The organism is Candidatus Zixiibacteriota bacterium, from assembly GCA_035380245.1.
GTDB lineage: Bacteria > Zixibacteria > MSB-5A5 > GN15 > FEB-12 > DAOSXA01.
Genome location: DAOSXA010000002.1, coordinates 1,228,998 through 1,255,542 on the forward strand (window position 1 = coordinate 1,228,998; position 26,545 = coordinate 1,255,542).

General features: G+C 52.7%; 19 protein-coding genes. 11 read left to right on the forward strand and 8 right to left on the reverse strand.

Annotated features, from left to right (window positions below; all coding sequences use genetic code 11):
• Positions 1–473: 473 nt before the first annotated feature.
• The gene (locus PLF13_10160) at positions 474–2,711 is read right to left on the reverse strand and encodes an FAD-dependent oxidoreductase (protein HOP07642.1); all 2,238 of its coding nucleotides are present in this window, start codon (positions 2,709–2,711) and stop codon (positions 474–476) included.
• Positions 2,712–2,715: 4 nt separating this feature from the next.
• Positions 2,716–3,990, reverse strand: a complete 1,275-nt coding sequence (locus tag PLF13_10165; GenBank protein HOP07643.1) for a CoB--CoM heterodisulfide reductase iron-sulfur subunit A family protein — start codon at positions 3,988–3,990, stop codon at positions 2,716–2,718.
• Between the two features lie 400 nt (positions 3,991–4,390).
• Between PLF13_10165 and PLF13_10170 the strand changes: the two genes are divergently transcribed.
• Positions 4,391–5,662, forward strand: a complete 1,272-nt coding sequence (locus tag PLF13_10170; protein ID HOP07644.1) for a hypothetical protein — start codon at positions 4,391–4,393, stop codon at positions 5,660–5,662.
• Positions 5,663–5,722: 60 nt separating this feature from the next.
• Here the strand turns inward: PLF13_10170 and PLF13_10175 are convergent, their stop codons facing one another.
• Entirely contained in the window at positions 5,723–6,568 is an 846-nt protein-coding gene (locus tag PLF13_10175) for a hypothetical protein (GenBank protein HOP07645.1), read from the reverse strand.
• Between the two features lie 241 nt (positions 6,569–6,809).
• Between PLF13_10175 and PLF13_10180 the strand changes: the two genes are divergently transcribed.
• Entirely contained in the window at positions 6,810–8,552 is a 1,743-nt protein-coding gene (locus tag PLF13_10180; protein HOP07646.1) for an ankyrin repeat domain-containing protein, read from the forward strand.
• A 96-nt stretch (positions 8,553–8,648) separates the two neighbouring features.
• Positions 8,649–10,346: a cation:proton antiporter gene (locus PLF13_10185; protein ID HOP07647.1), complete on the forward strand. Its 1,698-nt coding sequence runs from the start codon at positions 8,649–8,651 to the stop codon at positions 10,344–10,346.
• 23 nt (positions 10,347–10,369) lie between these two features.
• Here the strand turns inward: PLF13_10185 and PLF13_10190 are convergent, their stop codons facing one another.
• A complete protein-coding gene (locus PLF13_10190) occupies positions 10,370–11,002 on the reverse strand; it encodes a hypothetical protein (GenBank protein ID HOP07648.1) in 633 nt (210 codons plus the stop codon).
• A 222-nt stretch (positions 11,003–11,224) separates the two neighbouring features.
• On the opposite strand from PLF13_10190, the gene PLF13_10195 reads away from it, so the two are divergent.
• The 6 genes from PLF13_10195 to PLF13_10220 all read left to right on the forward strand — a co-directional run bounded on the left by PLF13_10195 (position 11,225) and on the right by PLF13_10220 (position 15,982).
• Positions 11,225–11,608, forward strand: a complete 384-nt coding sequence (locus PLF13_10195; GenBank protein ID HOP07649.1) for a hypothetical protein — start codon at positions 11,225–11,227, stop codon at positions 11,606–11,608.
• Between the two features lie 34 nt (positions 11,609–11,642).
• Positions 11,643–12,623 carry a DNA polymerase III subunit delta gene (holA, locus tag PLF13_10200; protein ID HOP07650.1) on the forward strand — a complete coding sequence of 327 codons (981 nt, stop codon included), beginning with the start codon at positions 11,643–11,645 and terminating at the stop codon, positions 12,621–12,623.
• 2 nt (positions 12,624–12,625) lie between these two features.
• Positions 12,626–13,249: a sigma-70 family RNA polymerase sigma factor gene (locus tag PLF13_10205; protein ID HOP07651.1), complete on the forward strand. Its 624-nt coding sequence runs from the start codon at positions 12,626–12,628 to the stop codon at positions 13,247–13,249.
• A 5-nt stretch (positions 13,250–13,254) separates the two neighbouring features.
• Positions 13,255–14,544: a zf-HC2 domain-containing protein gene (locus PLF13_10210; protein ID HOP07652.1), complete on the forward strand. Its 1,290-nt coding sequence runs from the start codon at positions 13,255–13,257 to the stop codon at positions 14,542–14,544.
• An 89-nt stretch (positions 14,545–14,633) separates the two neighbouring features.
• Positions 14,634–15,086 carry a PspC domain-containing protein gene (locus PLF13_10215; protein ID HOP07653.1) on the forward strand — a complete coding sequence of 151 codons (453 nt, stop codon included), beginning with the start codon at positions 14,634–14,636 and terminating at the stop codon, positions 15,084–15,086.
• Complete coding sequence (locus PLF13_10220) at positions 15,083–15,982, forward strand: DUF5668 domain-containing protein (GenBank protein HOP07654.1); 900 nt, start codon at positions 15,083–15,085, stop codon at positions 15,980–15,982. Before PLF13_10215 ends, PLF13_10220 begins: the two co-directional genes overlap by 4 nt.
• An 82-nt stretch (positions 15,983–16,064) precedes the next feature.
• On the opposite strand, the gene PLF13_10225 is transcribed toward PLF13_10220, so the two are convergent.
• From PLF13_10225 to PLF13_10240, 4 genes are all read right to left on the reverse strand, one after another.
• On the reverse strand, positions 16,065–17,681 hold the full coding sequence (locus tag PLF13_10225; protein ID HOP07655.1) for an Ig-like domain-containing protein: 1,617 nt from the start codon (positions 17,679–17,681) through the stop codon (positions 16,065–16,067).
• 379 nt (positions 17,682–18,060) lie between these two features.
• Complete coding sequence (locus PLF13_10230; protein ID HOP07656.1) at positions 18,061–20,613, reverse strand: C25 family cysteine peptidase; 2,553 nt, start codon at positions 20,611–20,613, stop codon at positions 18,061–18,063.
• 231 nt (positions 20,614–20,844) lie between these two features.
• Positions 20,845–22,038 carry a diaminopropionate ammonia-lyase gene (locus tag PLF13_10235; protein HOP07657.1) on the reverse strand — a complete coding sequence of 398 codons (1,194 nt, stop codon included), beginning with the start codon at positions 22,036–22,038 and terminating at the stop codon, positions 20,845–20,847.
• Between the two features lie 346 nt (positions 22,039–22,384).
• Complete coding sequence (locus PLF13_10240; GenBank protein ID HOP07658.1) at positions 22,385–23,770, reverse strand: thrombospondin type 3 repeat-containing protein; 1,386 nt, start codon at positions 23,768–23,770, stop codon at positions 22,385–22,387.
• A 246-nt stretch (positions 23,771–24,016) separates the two neighbouring features.
• Here PLF13_10240 and PLF13_10245 point away from each other — a divergent pair, with 246 nt between their 5' ends.
• Both PLF13_10245 and PLF13_10250 read left to right on the forward strand, forming a co-directional pair.
• The gene (locus PLF13_10245; protein HOP07659.1) at positions 24,017–25,411 is read left to right on the forward strand and encodes an MBL fold metallo-hydrolase; all 1,395 of its coding nucleotides are present in this window, start codon (positions 24,017–24,019) and stop codon (positions 25,409–25,411) included.
• Between the two features lie 207 nt (positions 25,412–25,618).
• Entirely contained in the window at positions 25,619–26,512 is an 894-nt protein-coding gene (locus PLF13_10250) for a hypothetical protein (protein HOP07660.1), read from the forward strand.
• Positions 26,513–26,545 lie beyond the last annotated feature (33 nt).

Sequence of the window (26,545 nt, forward strand, 5' to 3'; positions counted from 1 at the left end):
CCTTAATTCAGATACACTGTGTATACCCATTCTTCTTAATCTTCGAAACGAAAATGGTTGATCCACCCCCGTGTTTTTTTGGCTCAACCCTCATCAAGAGAAATACCACCGTTTTTATCTCTTATCGGCCTTGTTACTTTATTCACTTAGCCAAGGTTTTATTTACCCAATTACGTCCAGTTAGTCAAGCGGAAAATGTGAAATTTTTCTTTTGCTCAAGGTCGCAGGCAGTGTTCCTCGAACCTTCTCAAGCCAAAAAGTATATGCCCGTAACCTATTAAATGTTAGTCGATTAAAAGCACCAAATAGGGGACTAAATCGGTCCCGATAGCTGACTGAGATTTCCTCACTTTTCAAATAGAATGCATATTTCTATTTCGCATTTACGTTTTTTAAGCGTTGGAATAGATTCCCAAATTCAAAAAAAAGCCCCCCGAAATCGGAGGGCTTTGTTTTTTCGACAAGTAATTGGCTTACATATCCTTGTATGGATTGGGACCAACCGTCTCCATAACCTCGAGAAAATCATCGAAAATCTTCGGGATTTTGTAGTAATCGGTGATCGCCAGTTCGTGAATTTCCACACGCTCTTCTTCAAGCACAAGCTGCTTGAGCTTGTCGCGTACGTTCTCCATACGGGTATGGGCCAGTTCGGAGCCACGGACGAAATGGCACTGGTAGTCGTCGCCCTTTTTGCACCCGATCAGCAAAACACCGTCGAAGCCGCTGGCCAGGGCATCGCCAACCCAGACTGAGTTCATCGAACCGAGGCACCGGAGCGGGATGATACGGACCATGGCGTTGTATTTCAGGCGTTGCAAACCGGCCATATCGACCGACGGCAAAGCGTCGTTTTCACAGATAAAAGCCAGAATGCGCGGCTTTTCTTCGAACTCGTCCGGCATTGAGATCGCCTTAATCTGTTGCGACATCATATTCACGCTGTAGTTCTTGAAGCTGATGATACGCTCCGGGCAGGCGCCCATGCAGATACCGCAGCGACGGCAACGGAACGGGTTCGGTTTCGGTGTCCCCTTGTCGTCCTCGTCCAGCGTGCCGAACGGACATTCCTCGGTACAGCGCTTGCACTGCGTGCAGCGCTGCAGGAAGAATTCCGGGATACTCAGATCGCCTGAGCGCGGATGAACCGCCTTGCCTTCGGACACGGCCTCAACCGCCTGGATCGCCTTGAGCGCTGCGCCGTAAGCGTCATTGGCGCTGGTAGCAAGATCCATCGGTGAGCGAACCGGTCCGGCGGCATAGATTGCCGTGCGGCGTGTTTCGTACGGGAAACAGATAAAATGCGAATCCGGGAAACCGTACTTCAGCGTCGGCAGATCGGTTCCCTGACGATAGGTCAGGTTGATAATCCTGGCACCGGCTTCAGCTCCAGCCGCAGCGGATTTCTCTTTTTTCTCGCCTTCGGCGGGAGCTTCCTGAGTTGCTTCCGGCTCATCGGGGGCCTCATCGTCGACCTTGGTTGTCGGCACCATACCGGTAGCCAGTACCACCAGGTCGGCTTGAACGTTAATATCTTCGCCGAGCAGAGTTTCAGTCAGACCGATCGATATTTTGCCGTTGACCGGCTCGACCTTGTCAATCTCACCCTTGGTCAGGAAGATACCGTCATCGTTTTGAGCCTGAGCGTAGAAACGCTCCCACTGACCCGGCGAGCGCAGGTCTTTGTACAGGATATAGACTTTGCTGTTGGGAATCGCCTCGCGGACATATTTGGCCTGTTTCAGCGAAACACGGCAACAGACTGCCGAGCAGTACGGCAAATGGTCCTGATCACGCGATCCGGCGCACTGAATAAACGCCACGCTCTCGGGAACTTTACCGTCGGACGGACGCTTGATGCCGCCGTTCTTGACCATGTCTTCCATCTGGATGTTGGTGATAACATCGGGCGACGCACCATAGCCGAGATGCCCCAGCCTTTCGGGCGGATATTGCTTCCAGCCGGTCGCCTGCACAATCGAACCAACGCGCAGAGTCGAGCTGTCGGCACCGCTCTGAAGAGTGACATCGAACAAACCGGGCTGGCCGTCGGTCCTCTTGACCCGGGTATTCAGATGGACTTCGATATTTTCATGTTTGCCGACTGCCTCGGCTAATTTTTCATAGCCGGAGTCTTCGAGATCGGCATACGGCGGATTTTTCGGGAAAACCTTGGCGAATCGGGTAGCCCAGCCACCGAGTTTGTCGGCTTTCTCGATCAAATGGACTTTGTAACCGGCATCGGCCGCCGCTTTGGCCGCGGTCATCCCGGTGATGCCGCCGCCTACGACCATGATATCCTTCGAAGTTTCCTCGATATGAGGTTGGGGCGGCTCACAGTTCTGCATCTTGATGACGCCCATCTTGACGTAGTCTTCGGCCATCACCTGGGTGTCTTCGTCATTCGGCTCGTGTGTCCAGGTAACCCATTCACGGAGAGGAACGCGCTCGGTCATAGCGCCGTTGAAAACGAATAGTTCCGGGAAAACCCGGCCGGAGCAAGCTCCCACGACGATCCGGTTGAGCCCTTGCTCAGCCGCCGTCGCTTCGATCATCTTGATGCCTTCTTCGGAGCAGAGCGCATCGTGGCATTTGGCCACGGCGGCGCCGCCTTCACTGGTAGCGAATTCGACGAGCTTATCGGTATCGAGGCACTGACCGATCTCACAACCTTTGCAGATAAAGCATCCAACTTTGGTTTCTACGGCCATGGTGTTACCTCCTTCCCGCGACGATTACCGCTTTCAGAGCCGCGCCGGTGCCGTCCTGAACCGATGCCGAGACATCGATCGGGCGGGCAGCCACGCCGATTCCGATCACGCCGTTGTTGTTGTCGGGAGCGACAAAACCGAATTCGTCGAGCCTGGTGCCAAGCGGCGGCGGATTGTCGACATTACTCGGCACCATGCCGGTGGCCAGAACAGCCATGTCGACTTCGGTCTTGGTCATCTCACCGGTGAGCGTGTTTTCGGCCTCGAGAATCACATTGCCGTTGGAGCATTCGGTGATCCGGGCCACTTTACCGCGATGGAAGTGGAACTTCTCATCAGCCTGCCGGGCTACGTAGAAATCTTCCCAGCGTCCGGGTGAGCGGACATCGATGTAGAACAAGTGAATTTCCGCATCAGGATACTGTTCACGCACATAAGTAGCCTGTTTCATCGAGGCCATGCAGCAGATCGTGCTGCAATACGGCAGATGGTTTTCATCGCGCGAACCGGCACACTGAACGAAACCGATCGTGCTGATCTCTTTGCCGTCCGAGGGCCGCTGAATCTTGCCCTGAGTCGGGCCGCTCTGGGAGGCGAGGCGTTCCATTACCACGTTCTGGATAACGTTCTTGATCTTGCCGCCGCCGAGGTTCTCGAGTTTTTCCATGTCGTAGGGCTTCCAACCGGTAGCCCAAACGATCGCGCCGACTTTAGCCGTGATCGTACGCGGCTGCATGTCGAGGTCGATCGCGCCGTAGGGACAAGCCTCAGCCACCTTTTTCATGCCGGGATCGGCAACGAATTTGGGATCGACGACATAGCGCGGCGGGTAGGCCAAGAGGTGCGGCAGATAGACTGCCTTGGTTTTATCCAGGCCGTAGTTGAAATCGCTGTCTCGTTCGATTTCACAAACCTTTTCGCAATCGCCGCAGCCGGTGCATTTTTCATTGACGAAACGGGGCGATATTTTGAGAGTGACCTCGAAATTACCCGGCTCGCCGGTGACGTTTTCCACCTCGGTCAGCGTCAGAACGCGGACATGCTCATTGCCGCGGATACGCTTGAGATTGATCTCGATACCGCAGGTGGGCGGACACATTTTCGGGAAGTACTGAAACATTCGAGCCACACGTCCGCCAATGCTCGGATCCTTCTCGACGAGAATGACATCCTTGCCGATTTCGGCGGATTCGATGGCTGTTGTCATCCCGGCAACGCCGCCGCCGACAATGAGAGTGTCGGCAGTGATCTGGCTATCGACCGGTTCGAATAACGCCATACTCAACTCCTTTATCTAACACTGCATGCGTATTTTCAAACCAAACTAATCTGGTTATGTTATTTTTCGCAGATTGTGAAATTATTAACAAACCACCGGGTGAAGATAATGTGTGTCTTAAAAGCTGTCAAGAGGTTTGAAGATCAAAAGATATGCTCCCCTCGAAAAGTATGGGGGGAGTTTTTGGGGGAAACAGAGAACTTGTCAGTACTTATGCCACCTTTTCAGCACCACTAAGTTAGCAGAGGGCTTTATATTTTCCATACATTTTTATAATGTTCCGCATAGCACTATAACAAGTGGGCAATTTCAAATCCCCCCCTCAATTCCCTTTGACAAAAATCGATATTCGACACTATATTAATCAGAACATATACCGCAGCAGACATGCGGAGGGATTGTGCGATTGTCAACGTTTGGGCCGTCGTGGCTAATTGCAGTTGTTGTCGCCGGTTCGGCGCCGTCGCAAACGGTGCTGGACCTGAATGCGGTCTATTGCTCCCATGCCGACACCATTCTCCCGGTTGAAATCCCATCGATATACTGGGACAGCAGCCAAACCGATCGTTTTGCAGCGATTCATCCCTCCGTGGTCGATTTCACCCTCCCCTGGAACGGTTTCCGTTTCTGGATGGCCATGACTCCCTACGACAGCGGTCTAAGCGAACATGAGAATCCATGCCTGCGAGTGAGTCAGGATGGAACGGAATGGATAGCGCTGCCCGGCTGTAACGATCCGCTGTTTACCACGGCTGATGTTATCTGGGCATCCTCCGGTATCGGACTGGACACCGCCACCTACCTGTCCGATCCCCGGCTTGAACGTGATCCCGATGGAAGTCTCTGGCTGATGTTTCGCGCTACCTGGTTTGAGGGATTCGTGGTTCTCCCCCATAGCGCTCTGCTGATCAGTCATTCTTACAACGGTGTCGACTGGTCCAAACCGGCTCTCATCTGTGAGCCTGCTTGTGACGTCTCGCTGATGAGCCCATCGTTCATGATCAATACTAATGAAAGCTGGACGATCTGGACCATCAACGGCCCGGTGATGGATGTTTTATCTCAACCCTTCCATTATCAATTACAACGTTACCGCTATATCCCGATGGAAAACAACCTCGAGTTGCTGTCCGTCTGTGATGAGACACCATCTCTTTGGCACATGGATTTCACGAAGGTTGACGCCACCTGTCTGATAGCCTTCATGACTATGCTGCCGAACTACGACCTCTTTGCGGCACAATCCCTTGACGGGGGAGTTAGCTGGGAAGTTGCCGATCAACCGTTGTTACAGGGAACCGGAATTCCCGGGACATTCAATCGACAGCTCTATAAAAGTTGCGGATTGATCAACCTGCGCCGATATGGGGCAGCTTTGACGTTATATTATGGCACCTGGCAGGGTGGCGCACCGGATGGTATCGCCTATACTCAAACATTTATCCCGTATTTTGGGGCCGGCCCCTGTCTTGACCTGAACCACGACGGCGAAGGACCGGACATCTCCGATCTAATGGTCCTGGTCAACTATATGTTTCTTGGCGCCGGGCCGCCCCAGCCGCTCACACTGGCCGATGTGGACACCAACGGCAGTTGTGGTGATATCTCCGATTTAGTTTGTCTCGTGACCTTCATGTTTCAAGACGGTCCCCTTCCCCCTGCCTGCCGGTAGTACTTATCATTTGTCTGAACTTCAGATCACCATTCTCCGGCCCGTATTATTTTGGCGCCCTTACTCCGCGTCCGTTGTCTTCACGGTGAATTTCACCTTGGTGCTGAGCGTTGATCCGAACCCCCGCCCGGTAACGGCTGCGGGAATAGTCATATCCGAAAGCAATTCAACCAGACTGATGTTTTTGTTATTTCTGTCGTAGACTACTTCACCGCTGCCCGCGAGTAATAGTCCGATATCGTTAAAATCAACACCATCGGCGCCGCTCAACGCCTGGTCGATGCTGAATCGGGCTATATTGTCGTCATATTCATCGAGAGTGTAAACCGTTTCCATACTCGCCGATGAGGCTTCCGGAAACGGAAGATTCAACGGCATCGAGTACGAGAAAGTCTCCCCTTTCTCGATCGCATCCGTCGGGAATGCGACCGAATTGATCAATTGCACCACCATCCCTTTGGCGAGGGTTATCAGTACAGGATCGATTCCCTCGACGGCATCGAGAACAACTTCACCGTTGAAATACGATCCCGAAGTCTCCAGGGCACTGTCCAGCGACGCCGGAAGTCCCGCCTCGACGGTGTCTCCATTCACAATTTGAACGTTTTCAGTGGCCTCGAGCCGCACAACCAGCGGCAGGCGGCCTTCCGCATCCACGACACCGGTTATTACCGTCGCCAATGAATGGGTCGTCTGCATCATGTCCATCGAACCCATCACTTCAGCCATTGTAAGACCGGCGCTGTCGGTACTGTCGACGTCAAAGATGCTATTTACCTCAGCCCAGGACTCTGTCTGGTAAAGTTTGTTCTCGAGAATTTCGTTTTCACATACGATTCCACTGTCGCTGCCGCCGCACGACATCAACAACCCCAGCAAAGAAAGCAGGAATAAAGCTCGGCGCATTCTCACTCCGTTCGTTTGACCGCACCCGCCGTCGTTTCACGTATTTTTTACCAAGCTAGCTTTATCCGGGAGTTAAGTCAAGCGAGTGCGATGATTTACTTACGTATGATCATACTCAATCCTATGGTGTCACAACGATCATGTCAGTTTGCTCCTCTTTCGGTATTTTAGAAATTGTCTTTCGGCAGTTAACAACCCATCTTGTGGAACAAAGCGATTATCGAAACCGAGCGAGGATAGAATGAGTCACCGAGGTTCGTTATTGATCACTGCCTTCATGGTCTTGTATCTGTGTATCGTGTCATACGCCGATACGATTCATGAAGCCTGCCTGAACGGTAATATGGAGCAGGTTCAAAGCCTCCTGGCTGATAATCCCGACTTGATCAATAAGAGCGATGATCGAGGCGATTACCCGCTTCACATCGCGGCTCATGAGGCCGATACGGGGATGGTTCGACTGCTCATCGACCAGGGAGCCGATCTTGAAGTAAAAAACCATTTCGGTTATACACCGTTCCTGACTGCAATCGATGCCAACAGCCTCGAAGTAGTTAAACTGCTGGTGGAAGCGGGCGTCGACCAGACGGTTGAATCACAACCATTCGGGAAACCGATTGACCTTGCCTTCTATACCGAATCCCGTTTTGGTCGTTCCGGAATCACCGAATATCTGATTTCTCTGGGGCATGAATTCGATCCCGATTATGTCGATTTTGCCGGTGATGCCCGGGTGTTCATCGCTTCCTGGTTCGGACATTCCGATATGCTGGAGCTGTTGCTCAACTATCATCCCAACCTTCAGATCGTACGCGAGGAAAACGGCGTCACCCCGGTAAGCGATGCCATTCAACGCGACAATGTTCGCTCCGCCCGATTGCTCATCGAGCACGGCGCCGACATCTATAAACCCGACCGTCAGGGTTTGCCTCCGATCTGGTACGCGGTTGACATGGGTATGCTTGAGACGATCAATCTTCTACTCGATCGAGGCGCGGAAGTTAAAACACGTCAATCGGCAACCGGTCAGACCTTGATACATCTGGCCGCCAAACGCGGTTACACCAGGATCGCGGAGCGATTGCTCAAGGCTGGTTGCGAGGTCGACGCTCGTGATGATATCGGTAAAACTCCGCTGTATTTCGCCTGTAAATACGGAAACCGGTCGGTAGCCGAACTCCTCCTGGCAGCCGGAGCCGATCCAGCCGGGTGTGAGGAGGACAATCGCGAGCCGTCACCCTGGTTGACCGACCATCCGCCTCATCCGGGTGAGGCCGTTGCCTGGATACTCGAACACCGCGGCTGGGGGATCAAGACCTCCGACCATCTGCTGATCATCGATGACGAAAACCGTGCCGTTCCTCGTCCCGATGAACCCTCGTTGGCCAACGGTTACTACACTGCCGAGCAACTCGCCAATCAGGACGTCGTGGTTCTCTATACCAACTGTAGCAGCTTGCCGGGAGAAAACCGGTATACCCACAACCTGGCCGACTCGATCAAGTCAATCCGTTATCTCGACAGCGATCTCGATTGTCGGCGCAGAGACAGCAGCGTCATCTATCTCAAACCGGGTGACATAGAAAGTTATGACGGGGTGATGATAAAAGCGTTCGATCCGTTGCAATCGCCCGTTTTACCGATTTTGTCGTATCTGATCGAGGTCGACGACCTCAACATCCTCTTTTGCGGTTTCAGTATCGATACCGCGCAAGCGTTCCGTACAGCATTCGATGATGCCCTCCAGGGAATCGACCGTCTGGATTTCGCGATCATGGCCATTCCCGATCCGGAGACAATCGGAAGCTCCGATCTGAAATACGTTGTCGACCGGGCACATCCCCGAGCGATCCTGCTGCATTCGCCAAACCGGGATTTCATGAATTACCGTAGAACCGCCGACGACATTCTGAACTGGGGCACAGGAACGGCGGTATTTGCTCCGGCCAACGCCGGCGACAGCTACCATTATGTGCGGGAATGAAAGCCGTACCATACGGCATCAACCTCTTCCTCGACACGGTCGAAAACACTCGACAAGCCGGTCGGTTTTACTCTATATAACGCTTGAGGAAGAACCATGACGGAGATCGCTTATCTCAGAGATATCGTAGTTATCCTGGCTTTGTCGGTTGCCATCGTAACCCTGTTTCATCGCCTGCGACTCCCTCCGATTGCCGGGCTTATCGCCGCCGGGGCATTGGTAGGACCTTTCGGTCTTGGCCTCGTGAGTGATCCTCACCAGGTCGAAATGTTGTCCGAGATCGGCGTCACATTGCTGCTGTTCGGTATCGGACTCGAAATCCCCCTGGACCAGCTCAAGAGACTCTGGCGACTGATTCTCATGGGCGGTGTAGCTCAGGTTGGTTTGACAACCGGCGTGGTTTATCTGATCGCTCGCGCCTTCGACATTCGCCCGCAAGAGGCGTTGGTATTAGGCTGCATAATTGCGATTTCATCGACTGCTATCGTTCTGCGCGGCCTCGAACAACGAGGCGAAATCGACGCTCCTCACGGCCGTTTCAGCATGGGGCTGTTGATTTTCCAGGACCTTTGCGTCGTCCCGATGATTCTGCTCATTCCGTTGCTGGGAGGAACCGGGTCGAGCGGTGCGATGGTAACCACTCTGGCCCGGGCACTAGGTATTGTGGCCGTAGTTCTTATCGCAGGGCATTATCTCGTACCACGACTCATGGAATTGATCGCTCGCGTCCGCCAGCGGCAGTTGTTCATTATGGCGGTACTGCTTATCTGCATCGGCACCGCCTGGCTCAGCGCCTCAGCCGGTGTCTCGCTGGCGCTCGGGGCGTTTTTGGCCGGACTGGTCGTAGCCGGAAGCCAGTATCGACATCAGGCGCTGGCCGATGTCATCCCGTTCCGCGAGGTGTTCATTTCGCTCTTTTTCGTTTCGGTCGGTATGCTTATCGACCTGCGCTCCTTAACCGCCAACCTCGGCAGTGTCGCTTTGTTGCTGGCGGCGATATTGATATTGAAATTTATCGTAATTTTCGCTACCGGCGTTATGCTGCGCCTGCCGCTACGCGTTTCGATCATGTCCGGTACGGCCTTGGCGCAAGTGGGTGAATTTTCATTCGTGTTGATGGGAGTAGCCGGCGCACATCAGGTGATGGCGGAGAATCTCAGCGCCAATCTGACAGCAGCGATTGTTTTATCGATGGTGATCACACCGCTGCTTTTATCGGCGGCGCCCAAACTGGCAGCCGGAGTCGGCAAATTGGGAGCGCTGACTCGTCTGCTTGAGATTTCACCGGCGGAACAGGCTGATCAGACCGAGCAAAAACGTGAAGGCCATGTTATTATCGGGGGCTACGGCCTGGCCGGACATCATCTGGCCGAAGCGCTAAAACAGTGCCGTCTTCCGTACATTATAGTCGATCTGAACCCGGAGAATATCCGACGCGGTCTGGCGGCTCACGAGCCGATCTATTTCGGCGACATTACCAGTCCGGATGTTCTCAGTCATCTTGATCTGAAACGGGCTTCGGAGTTCGTTATCGTGATTAACGATCCGGACGCAACCGCCCGAGCGGTCCGTGCTGCCCGAGCGTTATCTCCCGACATCCACATTCTGGCTCGAACCCGGTACATGATGGACAGCGGCCGGATGACCGCCGCCGGGGCTTCCGAAGTGGTTCCGGCGGAACTTGAGGCCTCCCTCGAAGTAACTTCCAGAGTGCTTAAAAGACATCGCCTGCAAGCCGATGATATCGATCGCCGTATAGACTGCCTGCGCGATACCGACCACTTACAGCACTAGCATTATGTGTCGACCGGTGATTCTCAATTCACCGGGAAGGTATAGTCAATCAACAACCAACGTACATCTACCGGGTCTTTATCGGGAATAACCGTCAGCGCCTCGATATCCATATAAAGGATGCCGACTTCGGGGGCATAATAGATTGTGTTGTGCTCGGTATAACCGGGGCCTTCCCAGGAACGGTCGATATGATAGGACAACATGAAATCACCGATTCTGATAGCCCATTGAGAGCTGTCGACCACGCTACAAGTATCGTACCAGTCGCCGCCGGGAGGAGCAACCGACCAACCGTTCCCGACTTTCGCCGGAAGAATTAGAATTGTCGGATCGGAATAAAGACCCAGGTACATCTTGACCGTATCAACTTTTACGACTACAGCCACGGTGTCGATAAAATCGTTGAATTCACGTCGCCAGAGGCGGGCCATATCCCCGTTCCCCATGATCTTCTGCCCCACGATCCGGACCTCAATAGTATCCTGGAATCCCTCGACACTATCGATAATTTCATAATGATAAATCGATCCGATCTCATTCGGAAAAAGTTCGGCTGCGTTTTCGGACGGGTTCACCAGAATATCGTTATCGCAGGCTAAGGCTATTATGAGAAGCAGCACCGCGATTATGATCAAAGTGATAACTCTATTCAAACGATCCTCCATATTATTAAGCAAAGATACTTGCTCTACAGATTCAGGCTCCTGATACAAGGACGAATATAGTCAATCGGTTGCCTAGTACAAAACGTTTCCAATCCTTTTTATATGCAGAACGGTGCAGGCGAGAAGGTACATTCCGCCAGTTAATATATTGACAAACAACAAGTTAATTAAGTCTTCAGGTCCGGCATAAGGGTTGCATTTCAGGCCGGTATGGAATGTTATTTTGGTTCTTTAGATTTGCCCGAAGGTAACGACACGCACAAATCGGCAGTCGTGGCTTTCCAGATTCCCCAGATAGGGATCAAGTTCAAGGCTCCTTTTGCAGCCGTCGATTCAGATCACGGTGATCTGGCCTCGCTCCTGGCCTTGCTTGAGTTCATCGACTCCAACCAGAAGTACTTTTCCAATCACACGTACCAGATATTCGGCAACAATCTCCATATCGTGAACATCCTCAACGGTCGCGAACAGGCTCCGGCCAAATTCGCCGGACTGGTGGCGCGGGCCGATGAATACCGTGAACGATATCGCTTTTCGCTGGATTGGGTTCCCTCAGGGGACAATCCCGCTCTCGACGAGTCTCTTTTTGATTGACCCTCCTTCGGAGTCGACCATATAATCAGTCGTTATGGTGACTCCGTCAGATCTGATCAAAGAAATCAACGCCGGTAAATTCCGTCCCGCTTACTATTTCTACGGGGCGGAAGACTACCGTATTTCGGAGGCGGTGAAATACGTCTCCCATAAATACCTGCCGGATCGGCAAATGGTCACCAACTGCCGCAAGCTGGACGCCAAGCGTACGCCGCTGGCCGACCTGATGGCCGAACTGGCCCAGATGCCGATGCTCGGCGAACGTCTGGTGGTTATAGTTTACAACTTCCAGCATTACAAACCGAAACAGATCGAACAGGTTGTAAAACTGCTAACCCCGGCTGATCCCTCGCGGGTGGTTATTTTCTCTTCACCTTCGCACTACGCCCCCAAAAAGAACTCAGCTTTCGTAAAAAACCTGGAATCGTCCGGAGTTGAAACAATTGAGTTCGGCCGGTTAACCCAGCGGCAGGTAGTTGCTCAAATTACCGGATCTCTCAATAAGGCAGCTTTAAAAATCGAACCGCAGGCTCTGGAATTCCTGGCCGGGCTGGTTTCCGGTAACCGAGGCGGCCTTGATACCGAGGTCTCGAAATTGATCAATTACAAGGGTGAAGGAGCCACGGTAACACTCGACGATATCCGCCATATCTGCTCCGGTTATGAGGTCTACAACGTGTTCGAATTGGCCGACAGGATGGTCGAGGGTCAAACGCAACTGGTGCTCAAAATGATCGCCGGGCTTTTATCCGAGGGACAATCGGGAGCGGCTATCTCCACCCTGCTGCAAGGGCATTTCATTTCGCTCTATCTGGTCAAAGAGGGAAAACAACCGATGGGGAATCGAGGCTGGATGACTCCCCGGCTTCGCAGCCAGGCCGCCCGGTTCAAGACCGAACAACTCGAACAGATTCTAATCGACCTGGCCGAACTGGACGCCGATCTGAGACGTAGCGACCTTGCTCCCAAAGCCCTCCTGGAACAAGCCGCTCTTAAGCTCTGTCAGAGGAATTGACCATGGCCGACAATCCACGGGAAGAAAAACCGATTCAGCCGGTATCCTCAACAGAGACCAAAGACGAAGAGACACGGCTGATCGAAGCGGCGCAGAACGGCGACAAAAGGGCTTTCGGGCAACTGGTCCGGAGGCACCAGAAGCGGTTGTTCCGCTTCATCTACGGCTTGACAGGTTCCTTTGACGTGACTGAAGATATTGTACAGGAAGCATTTATCAAGGCACATGGGGCGCTTGAACGGTTCCGGACGGGATTTGCCTTTTATCCCTGGCTGGCTACGATTGCGCGGAATTTGGCGTACAATCATATCGCCCGGGAGGAGAAACAGGATTCACTCAACGGGCTGAGTGAAAAAGGTTTTGACCCGGCCCAGACGGATCCGGGACCGCTGGATAAACTCCTGGATCAAGAGGGACAAAAACGATTTTACCAGGCCCTCAAGAAAATGCCTGCCAAGTATCGTAGCGTTTTCGTACTGAGGCATTTCGAGGATATGGACTATGCAGCTATTGCCTCGTATCTTAAAATACCCCCCGGGACGGTGGACTCCCGTCTGTACCGGGCACGGCAATACCTGCTGGAAGAACTTAAGGATCTTCTGCCGGACAGTCAGGCGGACAGGTGAATTCGATGAATCACGAGTATTATCGCGACCGAGTATCGGCTTATCACGATCAGGATTTGACACCCGAAGAAACCCGGATGATGCAGGAGCATCTGGAATCGTGTGAAGAGTGCCGGGCCTTACTCAAACAATTCGAAAAACTCGATCAACTGGTTGAGGCTCACTCCGGCCTGGACGGCGATGATTACTGGGAACAAGCGGCACAGAAGATCGACCGAGCCATAGCCGGTGAATCGGATGCAACTGAAGTAACCGATATACGTCCGGCTCATCATGGTTTGTTCTGGAAGATTACCGCGGTCGCGGCTTCGGTCGCCGTACTGACCTTTATCGGACTCAACCGAAACAAATTGTTCGAGCAACAGGAAACGATTCAAGAGCAACCATCCGAGGTATTATCAATACCGCACCAACCTCAGACAGACGACAACTTACCGGCAATGGATGAAGGCCGAGCGACAGTTGAAGAGCCTGAGACGATCGTGGGTGATTGGGATGAAGCTGAAGAGACTCCCGCACCTGCTATAGCTGAAACTCTTGAGCAAAGCGTCGATTCAAAAGCATCCATTACCACCGAAGAACAATTGCAGGAGAAACCCGAAGCAGTCGGTATAATCCTGACCGCTGATGCCATCAAAACACAGCCGGTAAAGAAAACAGCACCGGAAAAGGCCGAGATTGAAAAATCGGCCAAGGCTCCCCTGCCGCCTCAGGGAAACTCGGACAGCGAGAAAGATAAAGAAGAGAAATCTTCCAACCGGGAAGAAATTGGACACTCGATTAAGGTGACCTCACGGGCCGATGTCATAGATAAATTCCAGGTAACCAACCAGGTTGTCAGGACAAATCCGATTACCGACGTGGATTCTCTGCTTGACTCCGGCGCGTCAATCAGGCGGGAACGGATGAAGGTGGTTCAGGACTCGATCCGGGACTCAATACAGACTGAACTGAACTGTCTCCGTGAGAAAAGAGACGGATTATTGGCGCAAGTTCAACAAGGTGGACAATTACCGGGTGGCGCAGCAAAGGCGCTCGGATCGGAAACTGCCGACTCGAAACAATCTGCGCCCACCATGGCTGCCGGAGAAGCAGTTCTCACGGCCGATTCAATTCAGCAACTCCAGTTGAACCTGCTGGAAACATGGTATCAGATATCCTTAATAACACCCGATAGCACCGAATTCCACCAAGCTGTTGATTACCTTAATGTAGCAACCAATCATCATTCAAAAGAGGTTCGGGAGCAAGCGGGGGAATATCTTCAGATACTCGCTAAACACCGCCGCCCTTAAAAAGCCATTCACTCACATGAGTAACTTTTTAAGCCTTACCACCGTATATAAAGCCAAAGAGATCCTGGCCCCATAGCGAAGGAGCAGCCATGACTAGAAAGCTTTATAGATCCTCTCACGATAAATTCCTCGGCGGCGTCTGCGGCGGTTTGGGTGAGTATTTTGAAATCGATCCGACTCTGGTACGACTGATCGTAGTCTTACTGACCATGGCTACGGCCGGTTCCGTTACGCTTGCTTATATCCTGGCCTGGATCATCATACCGACCTGCCCCGAAGGCGTCCCGGCGCCTTCAGAGCCGATCCATTATCCTTCCTGGTCTCGCTATCTGCCCGGATTGTTGCTGGTTGTAATTGGTGCTCTCATGCTGATGCACGAATTCTGGTTCTGGTTCAGTTGGGGTGAAATGTGGCCGGTTGTCCTGATCCTCTTCGGGTTGTTCCTGGTTTTCCGTCACACTTCACGCAACCGTTCTACCCATGAAGAACACCATATCAACGGTGCTGATTATCACTCAAGGAACGGAGGAGAGACATCATGACTCCAGCACGTTTCAGATGGGGACTTATTTTCGTCACTATCGGCGCCCTGCTCCTGCTCAGGAACATGGGAACTCTTAACGATGATTTCTGGATCGATCTCGCGATATACTTCCCGGTCGTTCTGATAGCGATCGGCATCGAAAAGATATTCACGCACACCAGATTCCAGATCATTTCGTATGCCACTTCGGTCTGCCTTTTAGTGACAGCATTCTTCATAGCATTTCATAGCGGCAGCGGCGGCAGCGACAACAGTTTCTTTCACGAGTCAAGACATCGCCTTGAAGCCCCCAATGACGTGCAACTCATCAAGGCGGACCTGAAACTGGGAGAAACCGACCTGACCATCCGCGACAGCGGCAGAGACCTCATTTACAGCCGATTCGATCGCTTCACGCGCAAACCTCGTATCGATTACGATGTTGAGGACAGCGTCGCAGAGATCCAATACTCCGAGCGCGGCTCAGGATTGCTGGGGGGGATAATCAAGATCGATGCCGAAAACGAGCAGGACTGGTACGTTCGTTTCAGTGATATCATTCCACTCGATCTGGAATGCACGGGACACGGCTCCGACATTCATCTTAACCTGGCCACGACACCGTTGCGCCGGTTAACCCTCGATACCGACAATGCCCGCGTTTATCTCAAAATCGGCGATCTGGAACCGGAGGTGAACGTGACTCTGAACGGCGCCGATTCGAATCTCCGCCTGCGCGTACCGCGTTCAGCCGGGCTGCAGGTCAAAGGACAAGACTACGATTCTTATCTCGACCGCCTTGGTCTGATCGAAAAGGACGGTTTTTACATTACGAGCGGTTATGATTCGCTGCCGGTAAAAGTGAGTATCGACGTCGACGAGGCTCTCTCTTCCTTCACCGTAGATTTCTTCTAACTCGCATCAGCGAAGTTGACATGAAAAAAGGCGGAGACCTGACCGGTCTCCGCCTTTGTATTTTTGATAAATATCCAACCTATTATTCGAACGGGTTCAGAAGTTGTTCCGACGATACCTGACTTGGAGTCTGCGTGGTTTTGGAAGAACTGCTGAGGTCGTAGGTATCCCCCAGGTAGCAGTCATCACGATAGATCGTCAAATGCCCGCTGCCGAGATTCGGCATCCAGTCCCGCAGAATCGTGCTGGTGTTGATAAAGAACACGTTGTTGCAAACCAGGTCGATTGCATCGGGGAAATCCATCTCTTCCCAACGGATTCCGATTTCCATAACGTTGGTATCCGCGGGCACATAGTAATAAGCCAGGTCCCCCGGACCGCCGAGCACGATCCAGGTGGATTCATCGGAGGCTATTGACGACCAGGCTTCATAGCCGTGAGCACCGATTATTACGCGATACTCCGCTCCGATATCGTTGATGTAGGTGCCGTCGCTGGTGAAATGCGTGAATCCGGTCGCGGCGCTCTGATCGGTATCGAGGAAGATTCCTAAATCAAGAGCGGTATCGTTGGCCGGATCATCCCAGTTTTCCCAGAACTCGTAACGAAGCTCCAGTAAGGTGTCGGTGCTGCGAGAGAGCAAGCGCTTGAGATCTACGCGCTGGTCATCGTTGGCATCGGTTCGTATTTCCTGCCAGAGATAATACACCGGCATGGTGTCGGAGATACCCATACGGTCCTCGGCATCATAAGCACGAGCATAGACATTGTGCACCGTCCCGATTTCATAGCCGGAGGCATCCCAGAGGAACTCGAACGGTTCCGAGGTATCGTCATGACCGGTTTGATATACGTTGTCGATGTAAAACTCTACCCTGGTCACCCCGATCGGATGCTGTGTAACAATCGAGACGGTCACCGTATCACCGATAATGGCGGTATCTCCCATTATTGAGCTGTAGTACGGATTGACTACGAAGGCTTTCGGGATATACGGATCTACCCCGGTAGTGAAACGCCAGCTATAATTGGCAGTCAGATGGTTGCCGTATGTATCGACCGCCGCCGTCGTAATGGTCGCGGTGTAAACGGTCTGATAATCGAGCGTGTCATCGGGAGTAAAAACGGCCGTGGAATCGACATAACTGACCGTGCCGGAAACCGCGGGAGCTAAGTAGAACGAAGCCTCGGTAAAACCAGCCGGGTTCATCGTTTTGGAGAAAACGGCGCTGATCGGCTCGGCGGCATCGACGCCGGTAGCGTTGTTTAACGGAGTGGTTCTTATTATCTGCGGCGGCGTGGTCGCCGGATCATCGACGATACTGAACGACCAGACATAAGACTCGGCCAGTTCGTTGCCGGCCAGATCGGTAACACCGGTTCCAATCGTAAACTGATAGGTTGTTCCGTAAGCTAAAAGGGCACCCGGGATAAACGTAACCTCATTCGAATCAACCTCGAAACTGCCGGTAAACGACGGAACCGAGGTAATCGTACTCGCCGATACTGATCCCGAATCAATCGCCTCCGAGAACAGAATGATAATCGAAGTTTCGCGAGCAATCTGTTCGGCTTCGGCGCCCGGACTGACCGACTGCACCGTGGGGCGGGTGGTATCCGGCTCGGGATCGATGGGATTGTCCCCTTTGCAGGACGACAACATCAGTAAAAATGCCAGGGCCGGACTCGCGACCAGCATCAGGATTTTAGGAATTGCGAAGATAGCTGTTCCTCGTATTAAAGTAATTCGTTGTTTTTCTTATACTAAGTATATCGTCTTCTCGACGCAACCTCCCTAGTTCGAAGTTCCACCCCGGATCCCGGACGGAACAATACCGGTCTCCCCAAAATCTGGACTGCAACTTGATTATCACTTGAAAGCGCAGGTTCGAAGACGGACCTGCGTTACGGGGATTATGATCCGAATTTCCCCCTTGAAGGCGAGTTGCCATTCGCCAATCTCACCCAAGGGATGATCCCGGACACAAAACCGGCATCCTCCTGCAACTATCCCCCATCAACGGAAAAGGCCGGGAGCAATCCCGGCCTTAATCCATTCAACCATAGAGTCTATTGTCTTAGAAAACCTCAGGATACTCCGGGCAAGGCACCGGAGCCGGTCCCCAGTTGAACATGTGGTTCACCAGATAAATCAGGTCGGCGATGTTCGGGCCGATCCCGTCGCCGTCGATATCACTGGCGGCCATACACGGCGGCTCAGGGCCACCCTGGAACATGTAACTTACCAGGTAAACCAGGTTGGCGATATCGGGTCCGTTGCCGTTCCCTGAGACATCTCCGCGAATCTCGCAGCAACAGGCATCGCCGATACCGTCCAGATTGTTATCCTCCTGCCCCGGGTCGTATGCCGAGGGGCAGATATCACAGTGATCCGGCACACCGTCCTCATCGTAGTCGTCGCTGTCGTTATAACCGGGACAGACATCGCAGGAGTCGGGAGCGCCATCGCTGTCCGAATCGGCAAAATCATCGTAACCCTGACAGACATCGCAACCATCCGCTACGCCGTCGCCGTCTGAATCGACCAGGTCATCGTAGCCGGGACATTGATCGCAGGAATCGCCGATCCCGTCACTATCGCTGTCGGTCTGATCGGGATTGTTGACATAGGGACAGTTGTCGACATCGCCGCAAAGGCCGTCGCCGTCGCCGTCATCGGTTTCATCGTAGGGACAAACGTCGCAAAGATCACCGACCATGTCGCCGTCACTGTCGAGCTGATCCACGTTGTAATCACCGGGACAGTTGTCGAAAACATCGCAGGCGCCGTCGCCGTCACTGTCCGGCAAATTGGAAATGTCACACGAGGCGGCTCCCTTGATCGGCACGGTCGGGTCGCCGAACAGGTTCAACTCATAAGTACACCAGCGCATACATGATTCGTCGATACGGTAGGCATTATCTTCTTTGGAGTCATGGTTGGCCGGGCCGAGACGGGTGATATCCTCACCGAAGAGGGCATCGAAAAATTCACGGTCGAATCTTTGCGAGGGGCCGTCGGTATCGCCGCTGCCCCAGCCGTAGCGAGCGTTCAGAATAGCGGCAAAAGCGGCATAGTCGGTCTTGATCGTAAGATATTCGGCGTAACTGTCACTGAGATCGAACTCGCCCGCCATGCAGCCCTGGGAGTATTCGAAAAAGAGGTCGGTGTTGATAAGCTGATATTGAACGTAGCTCGAAGACATCTTCATGTTGTAGCTGCCGTTGCTGTGACCATAATGGTTGATAATATGCAGCCCCGCATTAATTCGTGTCTTCAACTCCGACACCGGCCAGTCACCAGTGGGCCAGGTCATATCGTAGAGACGATCTATCTCGTACTTATCTGATGGTATCCCTACCGTAGTGTACCGGTGGGCCGAACTGCCGTCGACAATTTCATCCTTGGAATAGCCGCCGTAATCACCGAGACCGCCGAAGCCGAGATACTCACCGAGCATGATAGCCTTTTTCAGATAGGCACCGTTGGCGTTCATGTACTGGATCGTCTTATTGACGAACCGATTCGCCTCGGTCGTGTTGCCGACGGAGGCACGTCCGAGATAAACCTCGGCCACCAGATCGACATCGCTGGAGCCGCGGCCATCGGTCGGCTCGCCCCAGCGATCGTCCATATCGGAGTTATAATTGCCGTCAAGACAGGCGAAGAAGAAATCCGACGGCATGGAATACTCAACATACTCGGAGCCGCTCCACGCCTCCACGAACAGGTCCTTGGCCGGAATAACGTCGTCATCGCCGCCGATCAAGACATAGGAAATACCATCGGCCGTATAACGTTCACGGATCGAGTCACGGATCACCACCGGATCACTGGAGCCAAGGGTTGAGGTCGTTACGATCTCCGTAAGAATGCCGGTTGTATCGTGGTAGTCCTTGAGTTGCTGGAACGATGAAGCCAGCGCATCGGTAGTGATGATCAGCATGTCGTATGACTTGGTTCCGGATTTGGCGGCCGCGTAGTAACTGTCGGCGGCATCCGGATTGTCGACTTTAGCGCGAATGGCGAGATCATCCTCGGGTAAACCACGGAACAGGTCGGAGCTCTTTCCGGCGTTCTGGGTGGTAACGGTCACCGTCAGTTTAGGATAAAAATACAGCTCACCTTTATCGGGAATATATTCCACCGGGGTGAGTTTCAGGACCAGATACGGGTATCCACGGAATTCCTGCACACCGATCTCTTCATATCGGTTTTCGGGAATCACCGTATTCAAAGAATAAACCTTGGGATCGGGAGTCGGCGGTTTCTGCGCACTCGGTCCGAGCGAGATCGGAGTCGGCGCCGCCACCGGTTCGACGTTCAAACCGGTAGCAACCAGTTCACGAACCGATCCCGTAACATCGACCGAGACTACTTCCGCACCAAGCGGGAGCAGAATCTCAGCACCGCGCGCCGGGAGTGAGGGCCAGCCGATTTTACCACCATTGGGAGCGTTTTCGATCTGAACCTGATCAAACGTTCCTCCGATGTTTTGGATCGTCTCGATCCGGGGATACTCGAATTCATAACTGACAGTTATCTGATCGGCCGAAACTGCCGCCGCCAACAGAAAAATCAGGGCGGGTACAAGTGACCGACAACGTTTGAACATTACCAAAGGAGTCACGCTTCACCTCTTTGAGTGCTTGACGATCATTCTTTTCGTTTTCAGGTGCAGGGCAGAATCCAAGCCGGAAGGGAAAAATAATTTTATGGCTTGGAATCGCCAATAACGGTGGCGGTACCAAAGGTGAGACTCAACCGCAGAAACTGAATCCTGTCTTGCACAATACATAATATAGGTCAAAAAGCAAAACCGTCAAGGTAAATGGCGTGGAATACCCTATGAATTAACAAGTTAGGACAACACAACCCGCGTGAAATGATCCGGGTCCGTGTCTCCCTCGGTGTTTAACAACAATATACGGCTCTTAGGGTTGAGGCCGATAGCAGCGCGGGCTGATTCGAGTTTCGGATCGTTGATCAGGGCCAGCAGCGCCGCAAGAGTTGCGGCGCCTGATTCACCCGCCACGATCTGGCGATCATCATCTGAGGGGAAATAATAAGCTCGCATAGCCTGCACCGCCCAGGAGTCATCGATTGCGAGAAAACCATCGAAGGCGTCACGAATAAGCGGCCAGACTACCGGTGAGATATTGGCGCAGTTGAGACCCGCCATAATCGTCTTGAGATTCCCTTTTGACGGAGTCGGGCGTCCCTGGGGATCGGCCGCCGATTCCAGCAAACAGGCTGATTCGGTCGGTTCCACACAGATTAGTTTGGCGGTACTTTTCCCCGGTCCATGACGATAGTACCAGGCGCCACAAGCGGCCAGGGTGCCGACGCCGCCGGGGATAAAAATCAAATCGAACGACGTCTGTCCCGCGGTTACTCCTTTGATTTCATCGAACAGCGTGATATATCCGGCGGAGACATCACGCGGAATCTCCTCGTATCCGGGCCATGAGGTATCGGATATAATCTGCCAGCCGTTCTGCTGAGCGCTGGATATGGCGGCTTTGACGGCATCGTCATAGCAGCCGTCGACTACAGTTACCCGGGCTCCTTCACGGCGGATGTTATCGATCCGCGCCGGGACGGTATCGCTCGGTACGAAGATCGCCGAGTACTGGCGCATGATTCGGGCGATATGGGCTACAGCCCGGCCATGGTTGCCGTCGGTAGCAGTACAAAACGTGTGCAGACCCGCCGGGACCAGTCGTCGGTTGCGGTAGATATCACCGGGACGGAGACCGGGACGATCCAATTCACGCCGAAGAAAACAATCAATGGCATAGCTCGCACCAAGGATTTTGAACGCCTTGAGACTGAACCGGAAGGACTCATCCTTGACCAGAATTTCCCCCACACCGAGTCGAGCCGCCAGATGCGGCAGCGAGATCAAGGGAGTTGGGCTATAACCCGCCATCGCTTTATGAACCGCACGCACGGCTCCGACCTGAAAAGGCCCGGTAAGCGCAGCCGGCCAGACAGGTTCGGTTTGACGATGCTGGTTCAGAATAAAGCGACTGGTTTGTTCATCGGCATCCATACAGATAAGTACGGCAAAACAGGCCGGTTACTCAAGCAGATTCGCAGCTCAGGATTGATAGTAATCTGATAATAAAACAGAAAATAACCGGCGACCGGTATTGCCTGAAGACACCTTCTTACCCGGAGATTGTCGACAAACCTCAATCGCGGCGGAGACAAGCCCCGCCGCTACGCGTTAAAGAGCCCTAACCTCACATAGCGGGCAGCCTGGTGTCTCCCGTATTACACCCGTATTACAGTTGTGGCTCAACGAATATCCAGGAGTATGACTTTTTCAATCTCCCCCCAAAGTCCCCCGGTACACCAAAGGACGTCTGCCGTTCATGAATGTCTTTATGAGATGATTATGGACAGGGGACAAGATCGTTGCCCTGTTGGAACATATACGACGTTAGCTTCACCAAATCAGCTATATCAGGTGCGCCCTGTGAACCGTTGACATCGCCGTTTAGCAAACAATCCGGAGCGGAGCCCTGTGAAAACATATAGTCGACCATGAACACCAGGTCCGTTATATCCGGGCCATCACCATTGCCGTTTAAATCACCCCGTAAGGTACAACAACAGGCATCCCCGACGCCGTCCTGATCGCTGTCGCGTTGATCGGTGTTTGCGATAACGACACAATTGTCGCAGACATCGCCGACCTTATCACCATCGCTGTCGGTTTGAGACGGATTATACGTTTGCGGGCAGTTGTCGAGGTAATCGGCATAGCCATCATTGTCGCTGTCGGTACTCCCCCCGACTCGACGCCAAAGCAACTCCTGCACGACTTCTCGTAGAAATACCAGAAGACTATCCTGTGAGTCGCTATAACCGGCCAGACTCAGATGCGAACCCGAGGCCTCACCGTTGAAGTAACGAGTTTGCAGACAATATCGATTGGCTGAGTCCGGGCTCGTTTCGCAGAGATGCTGATAGGAGTTCCATTTCCAGATATTTCGACAGGCCGCATCATCGTGGGTGAAGAATTCATCGCTGTCGAACCAGCTCGCCAGATCGTAGGTTATTTTAGCAACCGAGGAATCATACTGTCCCCGGTCGTTGATACGCAACGGCGTGCCGAACGCCAGCCCGACATTGATTTCCGGATGAGCCGCGATCGAGTCTCGCAGCACCCGGTAAAGGACCCTGATACTGTCCGCCTGGGCCTGGGTCATATATGCCCAGCAATCGTAGGGATTTTTAATCAGGACAAAATCGTATCCGTCAATTTCAGTCACGGGATTGGGGAACGATGAAGGAACCTCGTGAGTGGTAAACATCCTCCAGAACAGGGAGTCTTCCTTGTCCGGCATGAAAAAGAATTTATTGAGAATACCGGCATAGCCGTTCGTGCCCATACCGGTGTTGTCGTTCCAGATGCGCATGCGGTTGCCGGCGGCGCCGTCGAGGTTGTAAGTAAAATTGGAGAAACGATCAAAAGCGCAACCGTTGGAACCATCACCGGGAAGGGTGTCGGATATGGCGGTCGCGACGTAGTCGCCGTTCATGCGATAAGAGCGGAAAACGATCCGGGCGGTATCGGTTTCGGCCACTATCGTCATGGTATCGAGAGTCTCTATGATATTGCGATTATAACCGCCCCAGCAATACCCCTCGACTATTCCGGTTCCGACCGAATAGTGAATGAACAGGATCGAAATACGCTCCTGCCCCGCCCGAGCTACCGTCGATGTCGTTACCAGAGCTGCGATTATTATCAGCCACAGCTTCGTTGTCTTCAATTTAGTCTCCGGACAAAAAAACAGGACAAGTAATCTGATCAGTACAAAAGTTTCTGTTAATTAAATTAGTCTTATCCTCTGTCCTGTCAAGACAAAACGAGTCCACTTTCCGTTTCGGGGTATGTATCACCCCGGACTCAATCCGATATCTCCGCCGGTGTTACTGCCGAATCATTCTAAAACGCTTGTCCATTATTCGATTCGATAGTTAATTGTCTCAAAACATACTCATGAGGTTTATTTCTTATGGCTCAGTTATCTTTTCTAGGCGCCGTCGGCACCGTAACCGGATCGCGATTTCTGCTGGAAGTCGACGGGGTTCGTATGCTCATCGATTGCGGGATGTTTCAGGGTCAAAAGGAGAACCGATTGCGCAATTGGGAGAAATTCCCGATACCGCCGTCATCGATCGATCACGTTTTTCTGACCCATGCTCATATTGACCATGCCGGCTATCTTCCCCGGCTTTGCAACCAGGGTTTCAAAGGGAAAATACACTGTACCCGGCCAACCGCCGATCTTGCTCGGATTATGCTCAAAGACTCCGCTCATATTCAGGAAGAGGATGCCGAGTGGGCCAACAAGAAAGGTTTTTCCAAACATAAACCGGCCCTGCCGTTGTTCACGGTACGTGACGCCGAGCGTTGCATGCAGCAGTTCGAGCCGGTTCATTACGGCGAGCGACTCGACATCACCGATAAAGTCTACATGAAATTCAAGGATGCCGGGCATTTGTTAGGTTCGTCGATGGCCGACATCCGAGTCGAGGACGGTAAACGGCGTCGTAAAATCCTCTTCTGCGGTGATCTCGGCCGACCCGCTCGCGCCTTGCTGCGTGACCCCACCCAGGTTTATAACGTCGACTATCTCGTGATCGAGTCAACCTACGGCAACCGGCTGCACGATGATTCCAATTTCCGGGAAGAATTTATCCGGGTCATTCACGAATCCCGGGAACGCGGCGGCGTGCTGATCATTCCGTCGTTCGCGGTCGGACGGACTCAGACGGTGTTGTACATGTTGCGCGAACTCGAAACGAAAGGATTCATCCCTTCCCTGCCGATCTATGTCGATTCACCAATGGCAATCGACGCGCTCGACATTTACGAACGGCGGATCAAACAGCAGAATCTTTCCAGCCGTACTTTGACCATCAAGGGGATCAAGGTATTCCGTCCGCAACAACTCCACATCTGCGATACCCGTAAAAAATCGCAGGCGATCAACGACATCCAGAAAGACGCGATTATCATCTCGTCGAGCGGCATGGTCACCGCCGGCCGAATCATGCATCATCTGATCAACCGTCTTCCGAATCCAAAGGACACTGTGTTGTTCGTGGGTTATCAGGCCGAAGGAACACGCGGCCGCACGATGCTCGAGGGTGAACCGACCGTTAAAATCTACGGCCAGCACGTCCCGATCAAAGCCAAAATCGAAAACCTGTCCGGATTCAGCGGTCACGCCGACTACGATGAAATGCTGGCGTATCTCATGGCCTTCAACAAAGACCCGGAGAACGTATTCATCGTGCACGGTGAGAAGGATGCCTCACTTTCACTGGCGAATAAAATTCGCAAACAATACAAGTGGAATGTGACCGTCCCGGCATTCGGTGACACGGCCGAGCTGGACCTGTAGCTCTTAAAAACATCAGCAATAACCATGACATCGGCGGCGGAGCTTGTCTCAGCCGCCGTTTTTTTAAGAGAATAGTGTTCCGGTATAGCGGCATGATTTGTCTTCACCGCAGGGACAGGTCCGGAGATAAATCAAATTGCCGGGCGAGAAAAAAAGGGTTGAATTACCGCCTGCGAAACGAGTATCAAGGAGCAGGAGGAATAGAGAATGGACTACGGTAACATCGTCAAGGAATCGTTCAAGATTGCCTGGGAGCATAAATCACTCTGGGTTTTCGGTTTCTTCGCCAGCGGCGGTATCGGATTCAATTTCGATCCGAGCACGTTCGGGGGGAGCCGTTCCGAATTACCCTGGGGAACACCTAACGGCCTGGAGAATATATTTGATTCCCATTGGCTGCTGCCTTTTATCGGACTTATTGCTATCATAATACTGGTGTTCCTGATAGTTAATTTGATCTGTACCCCGGCTTTAATCGACGCCGTCAACCGCATCCGTCGCGGGGGAACCTACACATTCAAGAGCTCTTTTTCCGCCGGAGTAGATTTTCTCGGACGTTTCCTGCTCTTCTTCCTGATACTGCTCGCCTGCTCGATAGTGTTTTTCGGGGTGTTGGTCGGGATTGGGGCGTTAGCCTTTTGCATACATGTAGCTGTCGGAGTGGTGTCGCTTCTCATCCTTATCCCAGTTTTCATTCTCGGCATATCATTATGTTACGTCCTGACCGCACTGACCGAACGAGCCATGGTGCTTCGCAATATCGGCATTGCCAAAGCCTTCGATGAAGCCGTGCTTCTGATACGACGTGAACCCGGCAAGAACGCCATCATGTTGTTGATCAACATCGCCATTTCCATAGGCCTGAGCATGGGTTCAATGATCTTGTTCCTGATGATAGGTCTCCCGCTGGCGGCGCTAGGCGTATTGAGCGGTTTAAGTCTCATACCGGCTATAGTCTTAACGATGATTATCGGATTCCCGATTTCACTGGTGATAGGCGGTTTCGTGGGTACCGGCATATTCAATATGTACACCCTTTTCTATATCGAATTGGTCGAGCCGACCCAGCCGACCGCTGCTTCCATTCCGCCCGGTTTGTAATTTTGCCTTGATTTGCGGTGTCGGCAAGGTTTC

Bases quoted from the DNA above. Each gene is read 5' to 3' on its own strand.
- PLF13_10160 (HOP07642.1), bottom strand. From the start codon at position 2,711: ATGGCCGTAGAAACCAAAGTTGGATGCTTTATCTGCAAAGGTTGTGAG.
- PLF13_10165 (HOP07643.1), bottom strand. From the start codon at position 3,990: ATGGCGTTATTCGAACCGGTCGATAGCCAGATCACTGCCGACACTCTC.
- PLF13_10175 (HOP07645.1), bottom strand. From the start codon at position 6,568: ATGCGCCGAGCTTTATTCCTGCTTTCTTTGCTGGGGTTGTTGATGTCG.
- PLF13_10180 (HOP07646.1), top strand. From the start codon at position 6,810: ATGAGTCACCGAGGTTCGTTATTGATCACTGCCTTCATGGTCTTGTAT.
- PLF13_10185 (HOP07647.1), top strand. From the start codon at position 8,649: ATGACGGAGATCGCTTATCTCAGAGATATCGTAGTTATCCTGGCTTTG.
- PLF13_10195 (HOP07649.1), top strand. From the start codon at position 11,225: ATGGAATGTTATTTTGGTTCTTTAGATTTGCCCGAAGGTAACGACACG.
- holA (HOP07650.1), top strand. From the start codon at position 11,643: ATGGTGACTCCGTCAGATCTGATCAAAGAAATCAACGCCGGTAAATTC.
- PLF13_10205 (HOP07651.1), top strand. From the start codon at position 12,626: ATGGCCGACAATCCACGGGAAGAAAAACCGATTCAGCCGGTATCCTCA.
- PLF13_10210 (HOP07652.1), top strand. From the start codon at position 13,255: ATGAATCACGAGTATTATCGCGACCGAGTATCGGCTTATCACGATCAG.
- PLF13_10215 (HOP07653.1), top strand. From the start codon at position 14,634: ATGACTAGAAAGCTTTATAGATCCTCTCACGATAAATTCCTCGGCGGC.
- PLF13_10220 (HOP07654.1), top strand. From the start codon at position 15,083: ATGACTCCAGCACGTTTCAGATGGGGACTTATTTTCGTCACTATCGGC.
- PLF13_10225 (HOP07655.1), bottom strand. From the start codon at position 17,681: ATGCTGGTCGCGAGTCCGGCCCTGGCATTTTTACTGATGTTGTCGTCC.
- PLF13_10235 (HOP07657.1), bottom strand. From the start codon at position 22,038: ATGGATGCCGATGAACAAACCAGTCGCTTTATTCTGAACCAGCATCGT.
- PLF13_10245 (HOP07659.1), top strand. From the start codon at position 24,017: ATGGCTCAGTTATCTTTTCTAGGCGCCGTCGGCACCGTAACCGGATCG.
- PLF13_10250 (HOP07660.1), top strand. From the start codon at position 25,619: ATGGACTACGGTAACATCGTCAAGGAATCGTTCAAGATTGCCTGGGAG.